The sequence below is a fragment of the Kitasatospora sp. NPDC058170 genome (genome assembly GCF_042883905.1).
Taxonomy (GTDB): Bacteria; Actinomycetota; Actinomycetes; order Streptomycetales; family Streptomycetaceae; genus Kitasatospora.
On the sequence record NZ_JBHVUV010000018.1, the window covers coordinates 1 to 17,090 of the forward strand.

Annotated in this window: 10 protein-coding genes; 3 read left to right on the forward strand and 7 right to left on the reverse strand. The window is 71.8% G+C overall.

Annotated elements, in window-relative coordinates:
* Positions 1–124: 124 nt before the first annotated feature.
* The gene (gene murJ, locus ACFVVX_RS20770; protein WP_387947607.1) at positions 125–2,641 is read right to left on the reverse strand and encodes a murein biosynthesis integral membrane protein MurJ; all 2,517 of its coding nucleotides are present in this window, start codon (positions 2,639–2,641) and stop codon (positions 125–127) included.
* Between the two features lie 57 nt (positions 2,642–2,698).
* The gene (locus ACFVVX_RS20775; RefSeq protein ID WP_387947609.1) at positions 2,699–5,185 is read right to left on the reverse strand and encodes a DUF6049 family protein; all 2,487 of its coding nucleotides are present in this window, start codon (positions 5,183–5,185) and stop codon (positions 2,699–2,701) included.
* Between the two features lie 364 nt (positions 5,186–5,549).
* Between ACFVVX_RS20775 and ACFVVX_RS20780 the strand changes: the two genes are divergently transcribed.
* Positions 5,550–6,977 carry a CCA tRNA nucleotidyltransferase gene (locus tag ACFVVX_RS20780; RefSeq protein WP_387947901.1) on the forward strand — a complete coding sequence of 476 codons (1,428 nt, stop codon included), beginning with the start codon at positions 5,550–5,552 and terminating at the stop codon, positions 6,975–6,977.
* A 71-nt stretch (positions 6,978–7,048) separates the two neighbouring features.
* Here ACFVVX_RS20780 and ACFVVX_RS20785 read toward each other — a convergent pair whose 3' ends face one another.
* The 5 genes from ACFVVX_RS20785 to ACFVVX_RS20805 form a co-directional block, all read right to left on the reverse strand.
* Entirely contained in the window at positions 7,049–8,080 is a 1,032-nt protein-coding gene (locus ACFVVX_RS20785; protein ID WP_387947611.1) for a hypothetical protein, read from the reverse strand.
* A 38-nt stretch (positions 8,081–8,118) separates the two neighbouring features.
* Positions 8,119–8,832, reverse strand: coding sequence for a hypothetical protein (locus ACFVVX_RS20790; protein WP_387947613.1), 714 nt, complete (start codon positions 8,830–8,832; stop codon positions 8,119–8,121).
* 97 nt (positions 8,833–8,929) lie between these two features.
* Positions 8,930–10,264, reverse strand: a complete 1,335-nt coding sequence (locus tag ACFVVX_RS20795; protein WP_387947903.1) for an MFS transporter — start codon at positions 10,262–10,264, stop codon at positions 8,930–8,932.
* A 128-nt stretch (positions 10,265–10,392) separates the two neighbouring features.
* Complete coding sequence (locus ACFVVX_RS20800; protein WP_387947615.1) at positions 10,393–11,475, reverse strand: inositol-3-phosphate synthase; 1,083 nt, start codon at positions 11,473–11,475, stop codon at positions 10,393–10,395.
* 129 nt (positions 11,476–11,604) lie between these two features.
* The gene (locus ACFVVX_RS20805; RefSeq protein WP_387947617.1) at positions 11,605–12,306 is read right to left on the reverse strand and encodes a PadR family transcriptional regulator; all 702 of its coding nucleotides are present in this window, start codon (positions 12,304–12,306) and stop codon (positions 11,605–11,607) included.
* 354 nt (positions 12,307–12,660) lie between these two features.
* Between ACFVVX_RS20805 and ACFVVX_RS20810 the strand changes: the two genes are divergently transcribed.
* The gene (locus ACFVVX_RS20810; RefSeq protein WP_387947619.1) at positions 12,661–15,321 is read left to right on the forward strand and encodes a transglycosylase domain-containing protein; all 2,661 of its coding nucleotides are present in this window, start codon (positions 12,661–12,663) and stop codon (positions 15,319–15,321) included.
* Between the two features lie 145 nt (positions 15,322–15,466).
* Entirely contained in the window at positions 15,467–17,065 is a 1,599-nt protein-coding gene (locus tag ACFVVX_RS20815) for a glycosyltransferase family 87 protein (RefSeq protein WP_387947621.1), read from the forward strand.
* Positions 17,066–17,090: the final 25 nt, after the last annotated feature.

Genomic DNA, 17,090 nt, shown 5'->3' on the forward strand with positions numbered 1-17,090 from the left:
GGATCCGGGAGATCCCCGGATCCGGACGGCGGCCCAGTGCCCGCCCCGACGGGGCGGAGAACCCCGGTCGTCCGGTTGACGCCCGATCAGGGCGGTGGCCGGTACGACCGGTTGGTACGGTCGGTCAGCGGCCCAGTCGGCCGCGCACCATGCCCAGCATCGCGTTCAGCTCCTCGATCCGCAGCTTCTTCGCGATCAGGACGAAGACGGCCACCTGGAGGCCGCCGGCCAGGGCGATGGTGAGCACACTGCCCAGCCAGCCGCCGACGACCTGCTGCACCGCCAGGCTGACGCCCAGCCCGACCAGCGCGGCCGGCACACAGGCGGTGATCAGCCGGGTGTAGGTCTTGCCGATCCGCTTGGTGTCCAGCCCGCCGATCTTCTTCTTCAGCTTGGGTACCGCCACCGCCACTCCGACGGCGTACGCCAGACCGTACCCGAATGCCATGCCCATCACGGTCCACTCGGCGGGGAGGGCGACCCAGCAGATCAGCGAGAAGCCGGCCTGGCAGGCCGCCACCCAGACGGTGTTGGAGAACGGGGTCCGGGTGTCCTCGTAGGCGTAGAAGCCGCGCAGCATCACGTACTGCACCGAGTACGGGATCAGGCCCAGCGCGAAGGCGGAGAGCATCAGGCCCACGTTGGTGGCGCTGTCCAGGGCGATCGCGCCGCCGCCCACCCCGTAGATCGAGCGGCCGATCGCCGGGCCGAGCGAGAGGAACAGGAAGGCGCCCGGGACGACCGCCACGGCGGTGGTCCGCAGCCCGTACGAGATGTCGTCGCGCACCGCGCCGGCGTCCTCGTCGGCGGCGGCCCGGGAGAGCCGGGGGAGCACCGCGCTCATCAGCGAGACCACGATGACGGCCTGCGGGAGCTGCCAGATGAGCAGCGCGTTGGAGAAGGCGGCGAGACCGACACCGTTGTGGCCGGTGTGCTCGGCGGCGCTGCCGGCCGCGGTGGCCAGCTGGGTGATCACCAGGTAGCCGGCCTGGTTGGCGAGCACGAAGAAGAAGGTCCACTTGGCCAGTCGGCCGGCCTTGCCGAGGCCGTGGCCGCGCCAGTCGAAGCGCGGCCGGTAGTGGAAGCCGGCCGCCCGCAGGTACGGGATCATCGACAGCGCCTGGACGACGAGGCCGACCAGGGTGCCGATGCCGAGCAGCCGGACGCCCTCGGGGGAGATCGTCTCCGGGGTGACCTCGGTGGTGCCGAAGCCGCCGTACACCCAGAGGTAGGCGGAGAAGGTGAAGATCACCACGATGTTGTTGAGGACCGGGGTCCACATCATCGCGCCGAACCGGCCGCGGGCGTTGAGGATCTGGCCCATCACGACGTGGATGCCCATGAAGAAGATGGTCGGCAGGCAGTAGCGGGCCAGCGCCACGGTGGTGTCGGCGCTGGCCGGGTTCGCCATCATCGAGTGCGAGATCAGCTGCACCAGCAGCGGGGCGCCGACCACGGCCAGCAGGACCACCGCGCCGAGCCCGACCATCACCAGGGTGAGCAGCCGGTTGGCGTAGGCGGTGCCGCCGTCCTCGTCGTTCTTCATGCTCCGGACCAGCTGCGGCACGAAGACGGCGTTCAGGGCGCCGCCGCCGATCAGGATGTACAGCAGGGTCGGCAGGGTGTAGGCGGCGTTGTACGAGTCGCCCATCACGCTGACGCCGATCGCGGCGGTGATCACCATCGTGCGCAGGAAGCCGGTGCCGCGGGAGACCAGGGTGCCGGCCGCCATGATCGCGCTGGAGTTCAGCAGGCTGGCGACCTTGCCGCCGCCGGCCGCGGGCGCCTGGGGGGCGTGCGGCTCGGCGGCCAGCTCGTCCAGCGGCTCCACCGCGGGCGGCAGCTGGACCGCGGCCACCTGCATGGTGGCCTCCTCCTCGGAGAGCGGCGGGTCGAACTCGATCGGCGGGACGAACGGGCGCTGCCCGTCCTGGCCGCCGCCGTGGTGGCCCGGGTAGGCACCGGCCTGGGGGTACGGCGCAGGCGGCATGAGGGGCTGGCCCAGCGGCGACTGCGGCACCGGGCCCACGGGCGCCGCGGGGGCCATCGGGGCGTGGCCGAGCGGCGGCTGGGCCTGCGGCACCTGCGGGCGGGATGCCGCCTCGGCCTGGACCGGGCCGCCCGCGCCGAAGAGCGCGTCCACGCCCACGTACTCGGTGCTCTCGGAGTCCCAGGCGGAGTGCGCGGGGCCCGGCTGCCACTGCTGGTGCTGCTGCTGGTGCGGCGGCTGGTGCTGGTGTTGCTGCTGGTGCTGCCCGCCCCACTGGTCGACCGGCGCGGCCGGCTGCTCCCACCCGGGGACGCCCTCCTGCCAGACCGCCTGCGGCGGGGTGTCCCAGCCGGGCTGCACCGGCGGAACGGGCGGGGCGAACGGGCTCGCCGGGACCGGCGTCGGGTAGCCGCCGCCCTGCGGCGGCAGCTGCGGCGGCACGTCGTACGCCGCCACCGGCTGCTGGGGCGCGGCGGGTCGGGCGGTCTGCATGCCGTACGGGTCCTGGCCGTCCTGGTGGCCCTGGTACGCGTCGGCCGCGTACGGGTCCTGGGCGTAGGTGTCGGCCACGTACCAGTCGCCGGACGGCGACTCGGCACCCGGCCGGCCCTCACCGCGGCCCGGCGGCCGCTCCTCGCTGCGCCCGGTCATGTCACCTCTTCGCTGTCGTGGGGGAGGCCGGCCCGGAGTCGGGCGGTGTCGGCGGTATCAAGGACCAACCTTCTCATCACCGGTGGCCCGATCCCGGCCATCTGCGGTCCTGCCGCGCGGTGTCTGCGCAGGTCCCTCACCTCCGGGGCCCCCGCCCCCGTCGGCGGCGGGCCGTTCGTCGGGCTGCGCCGCGCCGCCGGTCGTGTCGCCGGCCGGCCCCTCGGTGAGCGGCCGGTCGCCGAGCGGCTCGTCGCCGTCCTCCGCCGGGGCCCGCCGCTTGCGCTGACGGTAGAAGCGCAGGCCCGCCAGCAGGAGCAGCACCAGACCGCCGCCGAAGACGTACAGCACGCCGTTGGTCACCGAGGTGACCTCCACGGTGAACGTCACCGGCTCGCCGTACGGCTGCGGGTCCGGACCGGTCGTGCGCAGCTGGGCGGTCATGCTGACCGGCCCGTTGTTGTGAGCCTCGGCCGCGAACCGCAGGGTGACGCTCTGCGCGGCCGGCAGCACGATCGGCTCCGGCGCGCCGACCTTGAGCCGGTTGGGCTGGCTCGGGGTCAGGACCAGTTCGAGGTTGGTGACCGTCTGGGTGAGGTCGTTGCGGACGCTGACCTGCAGCACGCCGGTGTCGCCGGCGAAGGTGATGACGGTCTTCTTCGGGACCTTCACCGCCTTGGTCAGCTCGCCGAGGTACGTCGACACGCCGTCGCGGTAGGTGCTGCCGGCGGGCGGCTGGGAGCGCCACTCGGTGGACATCGAGCGGACCATGGCCGCGCTGAACGGACCGCGCACCCGCTGCGGCAGGGTGAGGATCCGCATCAGCTTGTCCAGCTCGCTCTGGATCCTGATGGTGTCGGTGAGCTCCAGGGAGGACAGCTCCGAGGCGCGGGCCTGAGCCGGGTAGTCGGTGGCCGCCGGGACGGCGGAGTTCGCCTTCGGATCGGGCGCGCCCGCGGCGAGCACGTCCAGCTTGACCGGCTCCACCCACTTGCCGGCCTGCGCCGTCAGCAGGGCCGTCGCCAGCGCCTTGGCGTTGTTCGCGGTCAGCTCGCGCGGCGGCATCACCAGCAGGCCGCGCGGGTTCTGCGGCTCCTGCCGGGAGATCACGTAGGTCTCGGCGAGGAAGCGCTGCACGGCCTCGGTCTGGGCCTGCGGGGTGCTCAGGTCGGCCTCGAACAGCTCGGAGACCGTGCTGTCGGCGACCACCCCGGTCTGCCCGTTGCCGATCGGGCGCGGTGCGGTCGGCGTGTACTTCAGCCCGTCCGACTCCGGCAGGCTCGCCCCGTTCACCAGCACCAGGCCGCTGCCGGTGCGCTGGGTCAGGCCGGCGACCTGCTGGTCCAGGTAGCCCTGGTACGGCCAGGCCACGTCCGCCCGGGTGTCCACCGACAGCCGGCCCTCGACGGTCAGCCGGCCCGCGGTGGCCGCCTTGCCGAGCGCGGCGTCGACGCCCGGCAGATCGGCGCCGTTGTGCGCGATCGAGGCGATGTCCGGGTCGGCGTACGGCAGCGCCACCACCTGGCTGCCGGGCTTCGCCACCGCGGCCCGCAGCTTGTCCAGCCAGGCCGTCGCGGCGGCCTGGCCGCCGCCCTGGACGACGTTGTCGTCCTTCGCCGACTGGCCCTGGGTACCGGGCTTCTGCACCCGGTACGCCTTGGTCATCGCGAACGCGGTGTCCAGCAGGTCCGGGTCGACCACCCAGGTCAGCCCCGGCAGCTTTGCCCCGGTGTCCACCAGCTCGTACAGCCGCCCGCCCGGCGAGAACTCCGCCGTCAGGCTGTCGTCGCGCAGCACCGGGATGCTCTGGTCGTTGTCGGAGGCGGTCTGCGCGGCCAGCACCGGCGCGTGCACCAGCGGCCACAGGGTGGTCACCTTGGAGGGCTGCGCCTCGTTCACCGCCGGGTCGTCGTACGGCAGGAAGGTACGGGCGATGCCAAGCGGCCGGTCCCGCTGGTTGTCCGCGGTCGAACCCCAGACGTCCACCGCGAGCTCGTACAGGCCCTCACCGGAGAGCTGGAGGTCGCTCACCGCGATCCCCAGGGTGTACGCCTGGCTCTGGCCCGGGCCCAGCTCGTTCAGCGCGAACTGCGGGCTGTCCAGCTCGATGCCGTCCGCGCCGACCGGACCGGTCCGGGCGGTCACCGCCGCCAGCTCGCTGCGGGTGGTCAGGGGCTTGCCCGCCCAGGGCTTGCGGGCCGCCGCGTGCGCCGTCTTGAGCACGGACTTGCCGCCGTTGGTGACATGGCCCTTGATCGTCACGGTGCCGTTCGGGGTGGCCACCGGCTGCTCGACGCTCTCGATGGTCATCACCACCGGGTACTCGGCCGTGACCCCGGACTCCGCGGACGGCCGGGCCCCCGTGGCGGGCAGCGCGCCGGCCTGCGGCGTGGCCGCCAGCAGGGCGAGTGCCGCTCCGAGGGCAGCCGCGGCCCGCCTGGCCACCCGGACCGCGCGGCGCCCCGGTGGGGGCCCGTCGGCGGCACTCCGGGCACGTCCAGGTTGTCCGTACGCCTCCAGGCCCGAGTGCCGTGCCGGCTCGCTCACGCGCTTCGCCCTCGCCGTTCTCGATCGCTCGCTGCTTGATGCTGTGCTGCTGGGGATGCTGCTGGGGGTGCTCTGTCGGCCGAAACGATCAGCCGTGAAAACCGCGGCCGGACGGCATTCGGCCAGCCGTGACGGCACGCGGCCCGGCGGCCCCTCGTCGGTGCCCGAGACTCGTTCCACCGGCATGGTAACGATGCAGCCGGGGGTGCAGTGTTGCGGGTCTCGGGGTGAGGCACCGGAAAACGCGCGGGCGGCGGGCCCTTCGGGGCACGTACCCTTGTGAGCCGTGTCCACTGCCAATGAGTCCACCGCCCATGAGTCCGGCGTCCATCATTCCAGCACCGCCACCCAGGTCGTCCCCGGCCTGAGCGAGGCGCAGACGCTGGGCCTGCAGGAACTGCTGCGGGTGTCCCCGGTCGCCGACGAGATCGCCCGCCGCTTCGAGGCGGCCGGGCACCGGCTGGCGCTGGTCGGCGGATCCGTCCGGGACGCCCTGCTGGGCCGCCTCGGCAACGATCTGGACTTCACCACCGACGCCCGGCCGCAGCAGGTCCTCAAGCTGGTCAAGGGCTGGGCGGACGCCGTGTGGGACGTCGGCATCGCCTTCGGCACCGTGGGCGCGCGCAAGGACACCCCGCAGGGCTCGTTCCTGATCGAGATCACCACCTACCGCTCCGAGGCGTACGACCGCACCTCGCGCAAGCCCGAGGTCACCTACGGCGACACCATCGAGCAGGACCTGGTCCGCCGCGACTTCACCGTCAACGCGATGGCCGTCGACCTGCCCGGCCGCGGCTTCGTCGACCCGCACCACGGCCTGGACGACCTGGAGGCCCGGGTGCTGCGCACCCCCGCCACCCCGGAGGAGTCCTTCTCGGACGACCCGCTGCGGATGATGCGGGCCGCCCGCTTCGCCGCCCAGCTCGACTTCGAGCCCGCCCCCGAGGTCGTCGCCGCGATGACCGCGATGGCCGAGCGGATCACCATCGTCTCCGCCGAGCGGGTCCAGGCCGAGCTCAACAAGCTGCTGCTGGCCGCCCACCCGGTGAAGGGCCTGCGGCTGCTGGTCGACACCGGCCTGGCCGACCACGTCCTGCCGGAGCTGCCCGCGCTGCGCCTGGAGCGCGACGAGCACCACCGCCACAAGGACGTGTACGAGCACTCGCTCACCGTCCTGGAGCAGGCCATCGACCTGGAGCAGGACGGCCCCGACCTGAGCCTGCGGCTGGCCGCGCTGCTGCACGACATCGGCAAGCCGCGCACCCGCCGCTTCGAGTCCGACGGCCGGGTCTCCTTCCACCACCACGAGGTGGTCGGCGCCAAGATGACCCGCAAGCGGATGCGCGACCTGAAGTACTCCAAGGAGCTCACCGAGGAGGTCTCCCGCCTGGTCGAGCTGCACCTGCGCTTCCACGGCTACGGCGGCGGCGAGTGGACCGACTCCGCGGTGCGGCGCTACGTCACCGACGCCGGCCCGCTGCTGGAGCGCCTGCACAAGCTCACCCGCTCCGACTGCACCACCCGCAACCGCAAGAAGGCCGCCGCGCTCTCCCGCACCTACGACGGCCTGGAGCAGCGGATCGAGGAGCTGCGCAACCAGGAGGAGCTGGACGCCGTGCGCCCGGCGCTGGACGGCAACCAGATCATGGAGCTCCTCGGCCTGCGGCCCGGCCCCCAGGTCGGCAAGGCCTACAAGCACATGCTGGAGCTGCGCCTGGAGCACGGCCCGATGGAGCACGACGAGGCCGTCGCCGCGCTGCGCGCCTGGTGGGCGGAGCAGCCGCAGGGCTGAGCCCGGCCGACCCGGAAGGGGTGGCACCGGAACCCCCGGTGCCACCCCTTCCGCGTTCCCGCCGGGTGCCGTCAGACGTTCACCGACTGGAGGCAGAGCACGAAGCTCAGCGCGGCGGAGGAGGACTCCCGGGTGTAGCTGCTGTCCGAGTCGGGCACGGTGTCGCAGCCCTTCTCGTCGCTGGTGGCGATGAGCTTGCGGAGCACCTTGTACTGCGCCCGCGAGTCGCTGCAGGGCAGCATCGTGATCCGCGGCTTGGTGTCGTGGGTGGCGGTCGTCCCGTTCTCGTTGCGCAGGCAGTCGCCGACCTTGGCGCGGTCGATGTCGCTGGGCACCGTGGAGGCCGCGGGCGGGGTCGAGGACTTCGGCACCGCGGGGGTGGTGATGCCCGGGATCGGCGGCATCGAGAACGACGGGCTGGGGAAGGACGGGACGTACGTCGAGGGCAGCACGACCGTGCGGACCGGGGTGGGCGTGTGGTGGTTCGCGCCGATCAGCGCGCCGGTGGTCACCAGGATGACGAACGAGGTGATCGACAGCACCGGCAGCAGCAGCATCAGCATGTGCGGCCGCTTGGTCAGCGGGACGCCCGGGTCGAGCTGCGGGCCGTGGGTGCCGGGGACGGGCGGCGGCAGCTGCTTGATCTTGTTGTGGGCCGCCAGGTTCCGCAGCAGGGTGATCGGCGTGATGATCGAGGACAGGTAGCCCCACCAGCCCTGGACCAGCGTGCGGGCCGACATGTCGCGCACCACGGCGGTGCCGCAGGTGCGGCAGAACGGTCCCGGCTGCTTCAGGAACCGCATGATGATGACGATCCCCTGGTGCCCGCGGACCGTGGTGTCCACGGCGGGGAAGCCGCCGCAGATGCGGCAGACCGGGCCGCCCTGCGGGGCCTGCGGGTAGCCGTAGCCGGGCGCCGGGGCGGGCGCGCCGTACGCGGGCGCGGGGGCGGGCGGGGGAGCGGCCGGGTAGCCGTAGCCCGGCGGCGGGCCGGCCTGCGGCGGTACCGGCGGGGCGCCGTACGGGCTGCCGGTGGCGTAGGGGTTGCTGCCGTCGGAGGGCGGCGGGGCGCCGTACGGCATCTGCGGAGGTGGAACGGACATGGCGGGGTCCCCCGGGGAAGGTCGTGGTGGTGGGGCGGTCAGGACGACGTCTTGACGGGCGGCACGCCGGTGGTCAGCGGGCCGAGGCAGAGCACGTAGCGCTTCTTGTTCCAGCGCCGGCCGCTCTTGCCCGAGACGGTGCTGGTCGTCCCCGCCGTCTGCCGGCAGCGGGTGGTGTCGGTGCTGTCGGTGAACTTCGCCAGCACCTTGTAGTTCGCCTTGCTGTCGGTGCACTTGACGATGTCCACGTCGCGCGAGCCGCTGGCCTTGACGCAGTCGCCGACCTTGGCGCTGCTCACGCTCGGCCCGCTGACGAAGTAGCCGACGATCAGCGCGAGACCGCCGAGCACGATGCCGACGATCTTCAGCTTGGCCTTGGCGCCGCCCTTGCGCGTCGGCGCGGCGGGCGGCTGCGGGGCCGGCGGGTGGCCGTACTGGGGCGGCTGGCCGTACGGCGGCTGGCCCCCGGGCGGGGCGCCGTAGGGCGGCTGCTGTCCGTAGGGGGGAGCGGGCTGTCCGTACGCGGGAGCGGGCTGGGCGGCCGGCGCCGGCGCGGGGTAGCCGTAGGCCGGCGGCTGGCTCTGCGGCTGGGGGTGGCCGTACCCGGCGGGCACCGCCTGCGGCGGCCCGTACTGCGGGGCCGGCGCACCGTAGGGCTGAGGGACCGGCGCACCGTACGGCTGAGGGGCCGGCGGTCCCTGCGGATAGCCGTACTGCGGCGGCTGGCCGTACGGATTAGGCGGTGTGCTCATCAGGTTGTCCCCCGAGACAGAGTGCTGTCGCTCCGACAGATCTGACGTACCTTAGCGACTCGCTCGGACGCGGCAGGTTTCGAGGGGGCGCGGGTCCTCAGGAGGCCTGGTCACCGGGGAGAGGCCCGCTGCGGCGGGCGGCCCGGAAGTAGCACAGGGCGGAAAGCCCGTACACCAGGGCGACCCCCAGGACCACCGGCACCGAGCGCCCGGAGATCGGCAGCACCAGGGCGGTCACCAGGGCGGCGGCCACGAAGGCGACGTTGAACAGCACGTCGTAGATGGCGAAGACCCGGCCGCGGTACTCGTCCTCGACCGATTCCTGGACCACGGTGTCGGCACAGATCTTGGTGCCCTGGGTGACCACGCCGAGCAGCAGCGCCGCGATCAGGCACGGCACCAGCGAGAAGCTCAGGCCGAGCGCCGGGACGAACACCACCGGCGCCGCCAGGCAGGCCGTCATCCAGCCGGCCAGCCCCAGCCGGCGGGTGCACCAGGGGCTGACCACGGCGGCGAGGAAGAACCCGGCGGCCGAGAGTCCGACCGCCTGGCCCAGGGTGACCAGTCCGGCCGAGCTGTCCGCCGGGTCGTTGAAGGTGTAGCGGGCCAGCATCACCACGACGACGATCAGCACGCCGTAGCAGAACCGGGCGGCGGTGACGGCGGCCAGTGCGTGCACCGCGGGCCGGCAGTCGCGGACCAGGTGCCGGACGGCCGAGCCCAGCTCGCGGCTGGCCTGGGCGAGGGCCCGGCCGAGCGGGGGGCGGTCGGCGCGGTGCTCGGGCCCGAGCAGGTCCCGGCCCATCCGGCGGGCGGCGAGCGCCGCCGAGAGGTAGAGCAGCGCGGCGACCGTCACCAGGGCCGCGTCGGCCCGCGGACCGGGGGCCATCACCTGGTGCAGCAGGAAGCCCAGGCCCCCGCCGCAGGCCGCGGCGACCGTGCCGAGGGTGGGCGAGAGCGCGTTGGCGGTCACCAGCTGGTCCTGCGGCACCACCCGGGGGAGCGCGGCCGACAGGCCGGCCAGGATGAACCGGTTGAGCGCGGTGACCAGCAGGGCGGAGGCGAAGAACAGCCAGGACGGGGCCTCGGCCAGGAGCAGGGCGCCGGTCACCAGGCCGAGCCCGAACCGGGCCAGGTTGCCGAAGTAGAGGACCTGGCGGCGGCGCCAGCGGTCCAGCAGCACGCCGGCGAACGGGCCGATCACCGAGAACGGCAGCAGCATCACGGCCAGCACCGAGGCGATGTCGGCGGGGGAGGACTGCTTCTCCGGGGAGAAGACCACGTACGCGGCGAGCGAGACCTGGAAGACGCCGTCGGAGAGCTGGGAGAGCACCCGGGCGGTCAGCAGCCGGCGGAAGTCGCGGCCGCGGAGCAGGCCGAGGAGCGTGGCGCGCTGCGCGGGCCGGTGGGTGGGGCTGCCGTTCTCCGTGATCGCCACCCGCCCAGATTGCCATGGAACCGGTCGGTGTTTCACGTGAAACATTCGCCGGGAAAAGGTGAACGGACCCATGGTCGAAGACCATGGGTCCGTTCAGAGCTTACGAGCTGTCAGCCCGATGCTCAGCGCTCGACCTCGCCGCTGATGAACTTCTCGACGTTCTCGCGGGCCTCGTCGTCGAAGTACTGGACCGGCGGGGACTTCATGAAGTACGAGGACGCCGACAGGATCGGGCCACCGATGCCGCGGTCCTTGGCGATCTTCGCGGCGCGCACGGCGTCGATGATGACACCGGCGGAGTTCGGGGAGTCCCAGACCTCGAGCTTGTACTCCAGGTTCAGCGGGACGTCGCCGAACGCGCGACCCTCGAGGCGGACGTAGGCCCACTTGCGGTCGTCGAGCCACGCCACGTAGTCGGACGGGCCGATGTGGACGTTCTTGGCGCCCAGCTCACGGTCGCGGATCTGCGAGGTGACGGCCTGGGTCTTGGAGATCTTCTTGGACTCCAGGCGCTCGCGCTCGAGCATGTTCTTGAAGTCCATGTTGCCGCCGACGTTCAGCTGCATGGTGCGCTCGAGGACGACACCGCGGTCCTCGAACAGCTTGGCCATCACGCGGTGCGTGATGGTGGCGCCGACCTGGGACTTGATGTCGTCACCGACGATCGGCACGCCGGCCTCGGTGAACTTGTCCGCCCACTCCTTGGTGCCCGCGATGAACACCGGCAGGGCGTTCACGAAGGCGACCTTGGCGTCGATGGCGCACTGGGCGTAGAACTTCGCCGCGACCTCGGAACCGACGGGCAGGTAGCAGACCAGGACGTCGACCTGCTGGTCCTTGAGGACCTGGACGACGTCGACCGGGGCCTCGTCGGACTCCTCGATGGTCTCCCGGTAGTACTTGCCCAGGCCGTCGTGGGTGTGGCCGCGCTGGACGGTGACGCCGGTCGGCGGCACGTCGCAGATCTTGATGGTGTTGTTCTCGCTGTTGCCGATGGCGTCGGCCAGGTCGAAGCCGACCTTCTTGGCGTCGACGTCGAAGGCCGCGACGAACTCCACGTCACGGACGTGGTACTCGCCGAACTGGACGTGCATCAGCCCGGGGACCCTGCCGGCCGGGTCGGCGTCCTTGTAGTACTCGACACCCTGCACCAGCGAGGCGGCGCAGTTGCCCACGCCAACGATGGCTACGCGAACCGAACCCATTCCGGTTGCTCCCTGTGATCTCATGAGCGCCGCCGAGACTCGGCGGTACTCGTCCTGCTTCTTCGATGACTGCTGTGACGGGCGCGCGAGGCGCCCACTCCTGCCGCGTGGCACAGGGCTGACGCGGTGTCAGCGCTCCTGGGCGGAGCGCCCCGGGCGGTCGTACGGTGGCCCGGGCGGGTCCGAGGACCCGTCCTCCTGGCCACGGCCGTCCGAAGTCGTGGGGGGTACTGCGGTGTTCGGCCCGCCGGTGGGGGGCCCGGGACGGCCGGTGCGGTTGGCCCGCTCGGTCTCGATCAGCTCGTTGAGCCACCGGACCTCGCGCTCCACCGACTCCAGTCCGTGCCGCTGCAGCTCGACGGTGTAGTCGTCGAACCGCTCACGCGCCCGGGCGAGCGAGTTGCGCATCCGCTCCAGTCGCTCCTCCAGCCGGCTGCGGCGCCCCTCCAGGACGCGCATCCGCACCGCCCGGTCGGTCTGGCCGAAGAACGCGAAGTGGACGCCGAAGTGCTCGTCCTCCCAGGCGTCGGGGCCGGAGTCGGCCAGCAGTTCCTCGAAGCGCTGCTTGCCCTCGGGGGAGAGCCGGTAGACGATCTTGGACCGCTTGCCGTTGAGCGCGGTGGCCGGGACGTACTCGACGTCCGGGTTGTCCTCGACCAGGAAACCCTGGGCCACCAGGCTCTTCAGACACGGGTAGAGCGTCCCGTAGGAGAACGCGCGGAACGAGCCGAGCAGGACGTTGAGCCGCTTGCGCAGCTCGTACCCGTGCATCGGTGCGTCGTGCAGCAGACCGAGAACGGCGAACTCCAGCACTCCTGAGCGCCTGCTCAATGCCGTCGTCCTCCTTCCTCCCGGTCGGACCGCGGTACCGCCGTATCCGGTGGTATGCCGTTCCGATGTATCGGCTCGATATATCGAGAACAGTAAACCTGGGTCCTCGAAGGGGCAAGGGGGGCACGCGTGAATGTGATCACAAGGCGACGCGCGGGTGCCCTAGGCAACGGCCGTGTAATGATCTGCCGACCTTTTGTGGCGATTAGTACTTGATGCCCGATTAGGTGGATATCTCGGCTGCGTACGCTGTCGCGTGTGCACGAGGACCACCTCCGGGGTTAGGGCGGTTGCGGGCATTGGACGTGAACCCTGCCTTCAGGCTCGACGGCCTGGCGAGGAGTAGTTGGAAACATGAGCGAACGACGGCGAAGGTCGCCCGCCGGCGGCGGCGAGCAGCCCCCGGGTGACAACGGCCGCCCGGGCGGGGCCGGAGACGACGAGCTCAGCTCGGGCGGACTCGGGCGGCGGCGCCCCTCGGGCGTCCGGGAGACCGCCCAGCAGCCCCGGATGACCCGTGCCGAGATGCGCAAGGCCGGCCAGAAGGGCGGCAGGCGCGGCGCGGCCGCACCCGCGGCGCCGGCGGGCCGGGGCGGCAAGCCCGGCAAGAAGCGGTTCATCGACTACCCGCGCTTCGGCAAGCAGGGCGTCCGCCGCTGGCTGCCGTCCTGGAAGCAGTGGCTCACCGCGTTCCTGCTGGTCTTCGCGGCCGGCGTCGGCGGGGTGTTCTTCATCTACCAGAGCACCACCGTCCCGCCGCTCAAGGACCTGGTGAAGGGTCAGAACAACATCTACTACTGGGCCGACGGCTCGGAGATGACCCGCAAGGGCGAGGCCAACCGCCAGATCGTCGAGCTCTCGGACATCAGCCCCAACCTGCAGAACGCCGTGATCGCGGCGGAGAACTCGACCTTCCGCACCGACAGCGGCGTCGACCCCGTGGGCATGATGCGCGCCGTCTACAACATGGCCACGGGCGGTGAGACGCAGGGCGCCTCGACGATCACCCAGCAGTACGTCAAGAACGCCTACCTCACCCAGGAGCAGACCCTTGACCGCAAGGTGAAGGAGTTCTTCATCACCCTGAAGATCAATCAGACCACCGAGAAGCCCGACATCCTGAAGGGCTATCTGAACACCAGCTGGTTCGGCCGCGGCGCGGAGGGCGCCCAGGCCGCCGCGCAGGCGTACTACGGCATCAACGCCAAGGACCTGGACCTCTGCCAGAGCGCCATGCTGGCCGGGCTGCTCAAGGGCGCCGGCCTGTACGACCCGTCGCTCAAGGGCAACCACGAGCGCGCCGAGGAGCGCTGGAACTGGATCCTCAAGCGGATGGTGGAGACCAACAACACCACCGCCGAGGAGCGCGCCAAGTGCACCACGTTCCCCGAGCCGATCAAGGTCCAGCCGTCGGCCAACATGAACGGTGAGATCAGCTACCTGGTCGACACCGCCAACAAGTACGTCATGAGCAAGGACCCCAAGATCGACGCCCGGGCGATCGACAAGGGCGGCTTCAAGATCTACACGACCTTCGAGAAGGAGAAGGTCGACGCCCTCAAGAAGGCCGTGGACGACGTCAAGGGCGAGACCCTCAACCTGCAGAAGCGCCCCGAGCAGGACAACTGGGTCCAGTTCGGCGCCGCCAGCGTCCGCCCCGGCGACGGCGCGCTCGTCGCCATCTACGGCGGCGACGGCGTGGAGAACCAGCACTTCGACAACAACGCGGACGCCAAGGGCGTCCAGGTCGGCTCGACCTTCAAGCCGTTCGTGCTGGCCGCCGCGATGCAGATCGGCGTGCAGACCCAGACCGACGAGCAGGGCAAGCCGAAGCGGATCAACGCGGACAGCCGCTACCTCTCCGACGACAAGTCCGAGATCCGCAAGCCGGACGGCTCGCTGGTGATCGGCGACGACGGCAAGCCCTACCGGCAGAAGAACGAGGACTCCGGCAAGCGCGGCTACGTGTCCCTGCGGCAGGCCATGCAGAACTCGTACAACGTGCCGTTCGTCCAGCTCAACCAGGACGTCGGCGGCCAGAACGTGGCCAACATCGCGGAGGCGATGGGCGTGCGCAAGGAGAGCTTCGCGGACCCCAAGACGCCGACCTTCGCCCTCGGCACCTCCACCGTGAGCCCGATCCGGATGGCCGACGCCTACGCGACCCTGGCCGCCAGCGGCAAGCAGGCCGACCCCTACTCGGTGACCAAGGTCGAGGTCAGCGGCAAGGAGCTGGCCGGATTCGGCAAGCCCGAGCTGAAGCCGGCGCTGGAGCCGGCCGTCGCGGACAACCTCACCGACGTGTTGGTGAACGTGGCCAAGAACGGTACCGGCAAGCTGAGCAACGGACTCGGCCGCCCGGTGGCCGGCAAGACCGGTACCACCGACCAGAACAAGTCGGCCTGGTGGGTCGGCTACACCCCGCAGCTGTCCACCAGCGTCGCGATGTGGCGCGAGGACCCGGCCAAGCACGAGCGGCTGTCCCTCAACGGCACCGGCGGCAAGGACTCGATCCACGGTGGTGACACCCCGACGGACATCTTCACCCGGTACATGAAGGTCGCCCTGGCCAACGAGAAGAAGATGGACTTCCCCGCCCCGCAGCCGGTCGGCAGCCAGGTGGACTCCTCGGGCGCGCCGAGCACCGCGAGCGCCTCGCCCTCGCCCACGATGACGGAGACCGCGCCGACCACCGCGCCGGAGCCCGGCGCGCAGCAGCCGACGCAGCAGCAGCCGCAGCAGCCGACGACGACCCAGCAGCCGGCCTGCGTGCCCGGCGTGGACTGCCCGGGTACCGTGCCGACCCCGACGCAGACCAAGTCGACCCACCCGGGCGGCGGCGGTGGCGGCGGTGGCGGGCCCTCGCCCAGCTGCATCATCCCCGGGCTGTGCACCTCCCAGCAGCCCTCGCCGTCCGCGTCGACGAGCGATCCCAGCCCGACCAGCACCAAGCCGCCGAAGCCGACCACCTCGCCGTCGGCGAGCGGCGGCGCCCAGCCGGGCGCGGCGCCCTGACGATCGGCGTCGAACGGTCCGAACGGCGGTGGCGCCCCTCTCCGGAGGGGCGCCACCGCCGTTTCGTCATGATTCGCCGGACCGGTCCGGGGCCGCTCAGGGGGCCTCCTCGTCCTGGTGGGGGAGGTGCGGCAGGATGTCCGGCATGACGTCGAGCGCGCGTGACGAATCCGCCGACCAGACCGGGCCCGCCGAGGCCGCCGGGCCCGCCCCGGCGGCGCCCGCCGCGGACCCGGCCGGACCGCCCGCCCCGCCGGCCAACACCGTGGTCGTCCCGGCGGACGAGGACCCGGTCGCGGCGGCCGGGAGCGAGGTGATCGGCGGCCCGCCCGGCCGGCGCGCCCTGCTGGGCGTCTCCTGGTGGGTGCCGGCGCGCTTCCTCGCGCTGGTGGTGATCGTGGTCTCGGTGCTGGGCATGGCGCAGAAGCTGCCCTGCTACAACTCCGCCTGGTTCCAGCCGGGATCGCCGCAGTACGTGCACGCCTGCTACAGCGACATCCCGCACCTGTTCTCCGGACGCGGCTTCGCGGCCGGCCTGCACCCGTACGTCGACCGGATCCCGGGCACCTCGGGCGACCTCCAGTTCCTCGAGTACCCGGTGCTGACCGGTCTGTTCATGCAGGTGGCGGCCTGGCTGACGCCCGGTGGCGGTGGCACCCAGAGCCAGGAGCAGTGGTTCTGGGCGATCAACGCGGGCCTGCTGATGGCCTGTGCGGTGGTCGCGGTGGTCGCCCTGTCGCGCACCCACCGCCGGCGCCCCTGGGACGCCCTGCTGTTCGCGCTCGCCCCGTGCCTGCTGCTGAACTCCACCGTCAACTGGGACCTGCTGGCGGTCGCGCTGGCCGCCGTCGCGATGGCCTGGTGGTCCGGCTCCCGCCCGGTCTGGGCCGGCGTCTTCATCGGCCTGGCCACCGCCGCCAAGCTCTACCCGGTGCTGCTGATCGGTCCGCTGCTGATGCTCTGCTGGCGGGCCGGCCGGTGGCGCGAGTTCCGGGCGATGCTGGGCGGCGCGGTCGGTGCCTGGCTGCTGGTCAACCTGCCGATCATGATGGCCAACTGGCAGGGCTGGTCGACCTTCTACGTCTTCAGCAAGCACCGCAAGGAGGACTACGGCTCCTTCTGGCTGATCCTGATGCAGAGCCGCGGCGTCGGGCTGGAGAACCTGGACACCTTCATCGCGGTGCTGATGGTGCTCTGCTGCCTGGGGATCGGCTGGCTGGCCCTCTCGGCGCCGCGCCGCCCGCGCTTCGCGCAGCTGGCCTTCCTGGTGGTGGCCGCGTTCGTGCTGGTCAACAAGGTCTACTCGCCGCAGTACGTGCTCTGGCTGATCCCGTTCGCGGTGCTGGCCCGGCCGCGCTGGCGGGACTTCCTGATCTGGCAGGCCTGCGAGGCGCTGTACACCCTGGGCATCTGGTCCCACCTGGGCTTCGTCACCGGCGCCAAGCAGCAGGGCATCGGCGAGTCCTGGTACCACTTCGCGATCGTCCTGCACCTGCTCGGAACGCTCTACCTGTGCGGCATGGTGGTCCGGGACATCCTGCTGCCCGACCGCGACCCGGTGCGCTGGGACGGCAGCGACGACCCGTCCGGCGGGGTGCTGGACCACGCCCCGGACGTCTTCGTGCTGGGCACCGCCCGGCAGCTGAAGGAGGAGGCGACCTACGCCGGGTACGCCCCGGCCGGTCCCGAGCAGTGGCTGGACGAGCCGACCGTGCCGGAACCGGCCGACATCGTCGAGCGGTAGGGCGCGCCCCGGCCGTCAGGCCGGG

Bases quoted from the DNA above. Each gene is read 5' to 3' on its own strand.
- murJ (WP_387947607.1), bottom strand. From the start codon at position 2,641: ATGACCGGGCGCAGCGAGGAGCGGCCGCCGGGCCGCGGTGAGGGCCGG.
- ACFVVX_RS20785 (WP_387947611.1), bottom strand. From the start codon at position 8,080: ATGTCCGTTCCACCTCCGCAGATGCCGTACGGCGCCCCGCCGCCCTCC.
- ACFVVX_RS20790 (WP_387947613.1), bottom strand. From the start codon at position 8,832: ATGAGCACACCGCCTAATCCGTACGGCCAGCCGCCGCAGTACGGCTAT.
- ACFVVX_RS20800 (WP_387947615.1), bottom strand. From the start codon at position 11,475: ATGGGTTCGGTTCGCGTAGCCATCGTTGGCGTGGGCAACTGCGCCGCC.
- ACFVVX_RS20810 (WP_387947619.1), top strand. From the start codon at position 12,661: ATGAGCGAACGACGGCGAAGGTCGCCCGCCGGCGGCGGCGAGCAGCCC.
- ACFVVX_RS20815 (WP_387947621.1), top strand. From the start codon at position 15,467: ATGACGTCGAGCGCGCGTGACGAATCCGCCGACCAGACCGGGCCCGCC.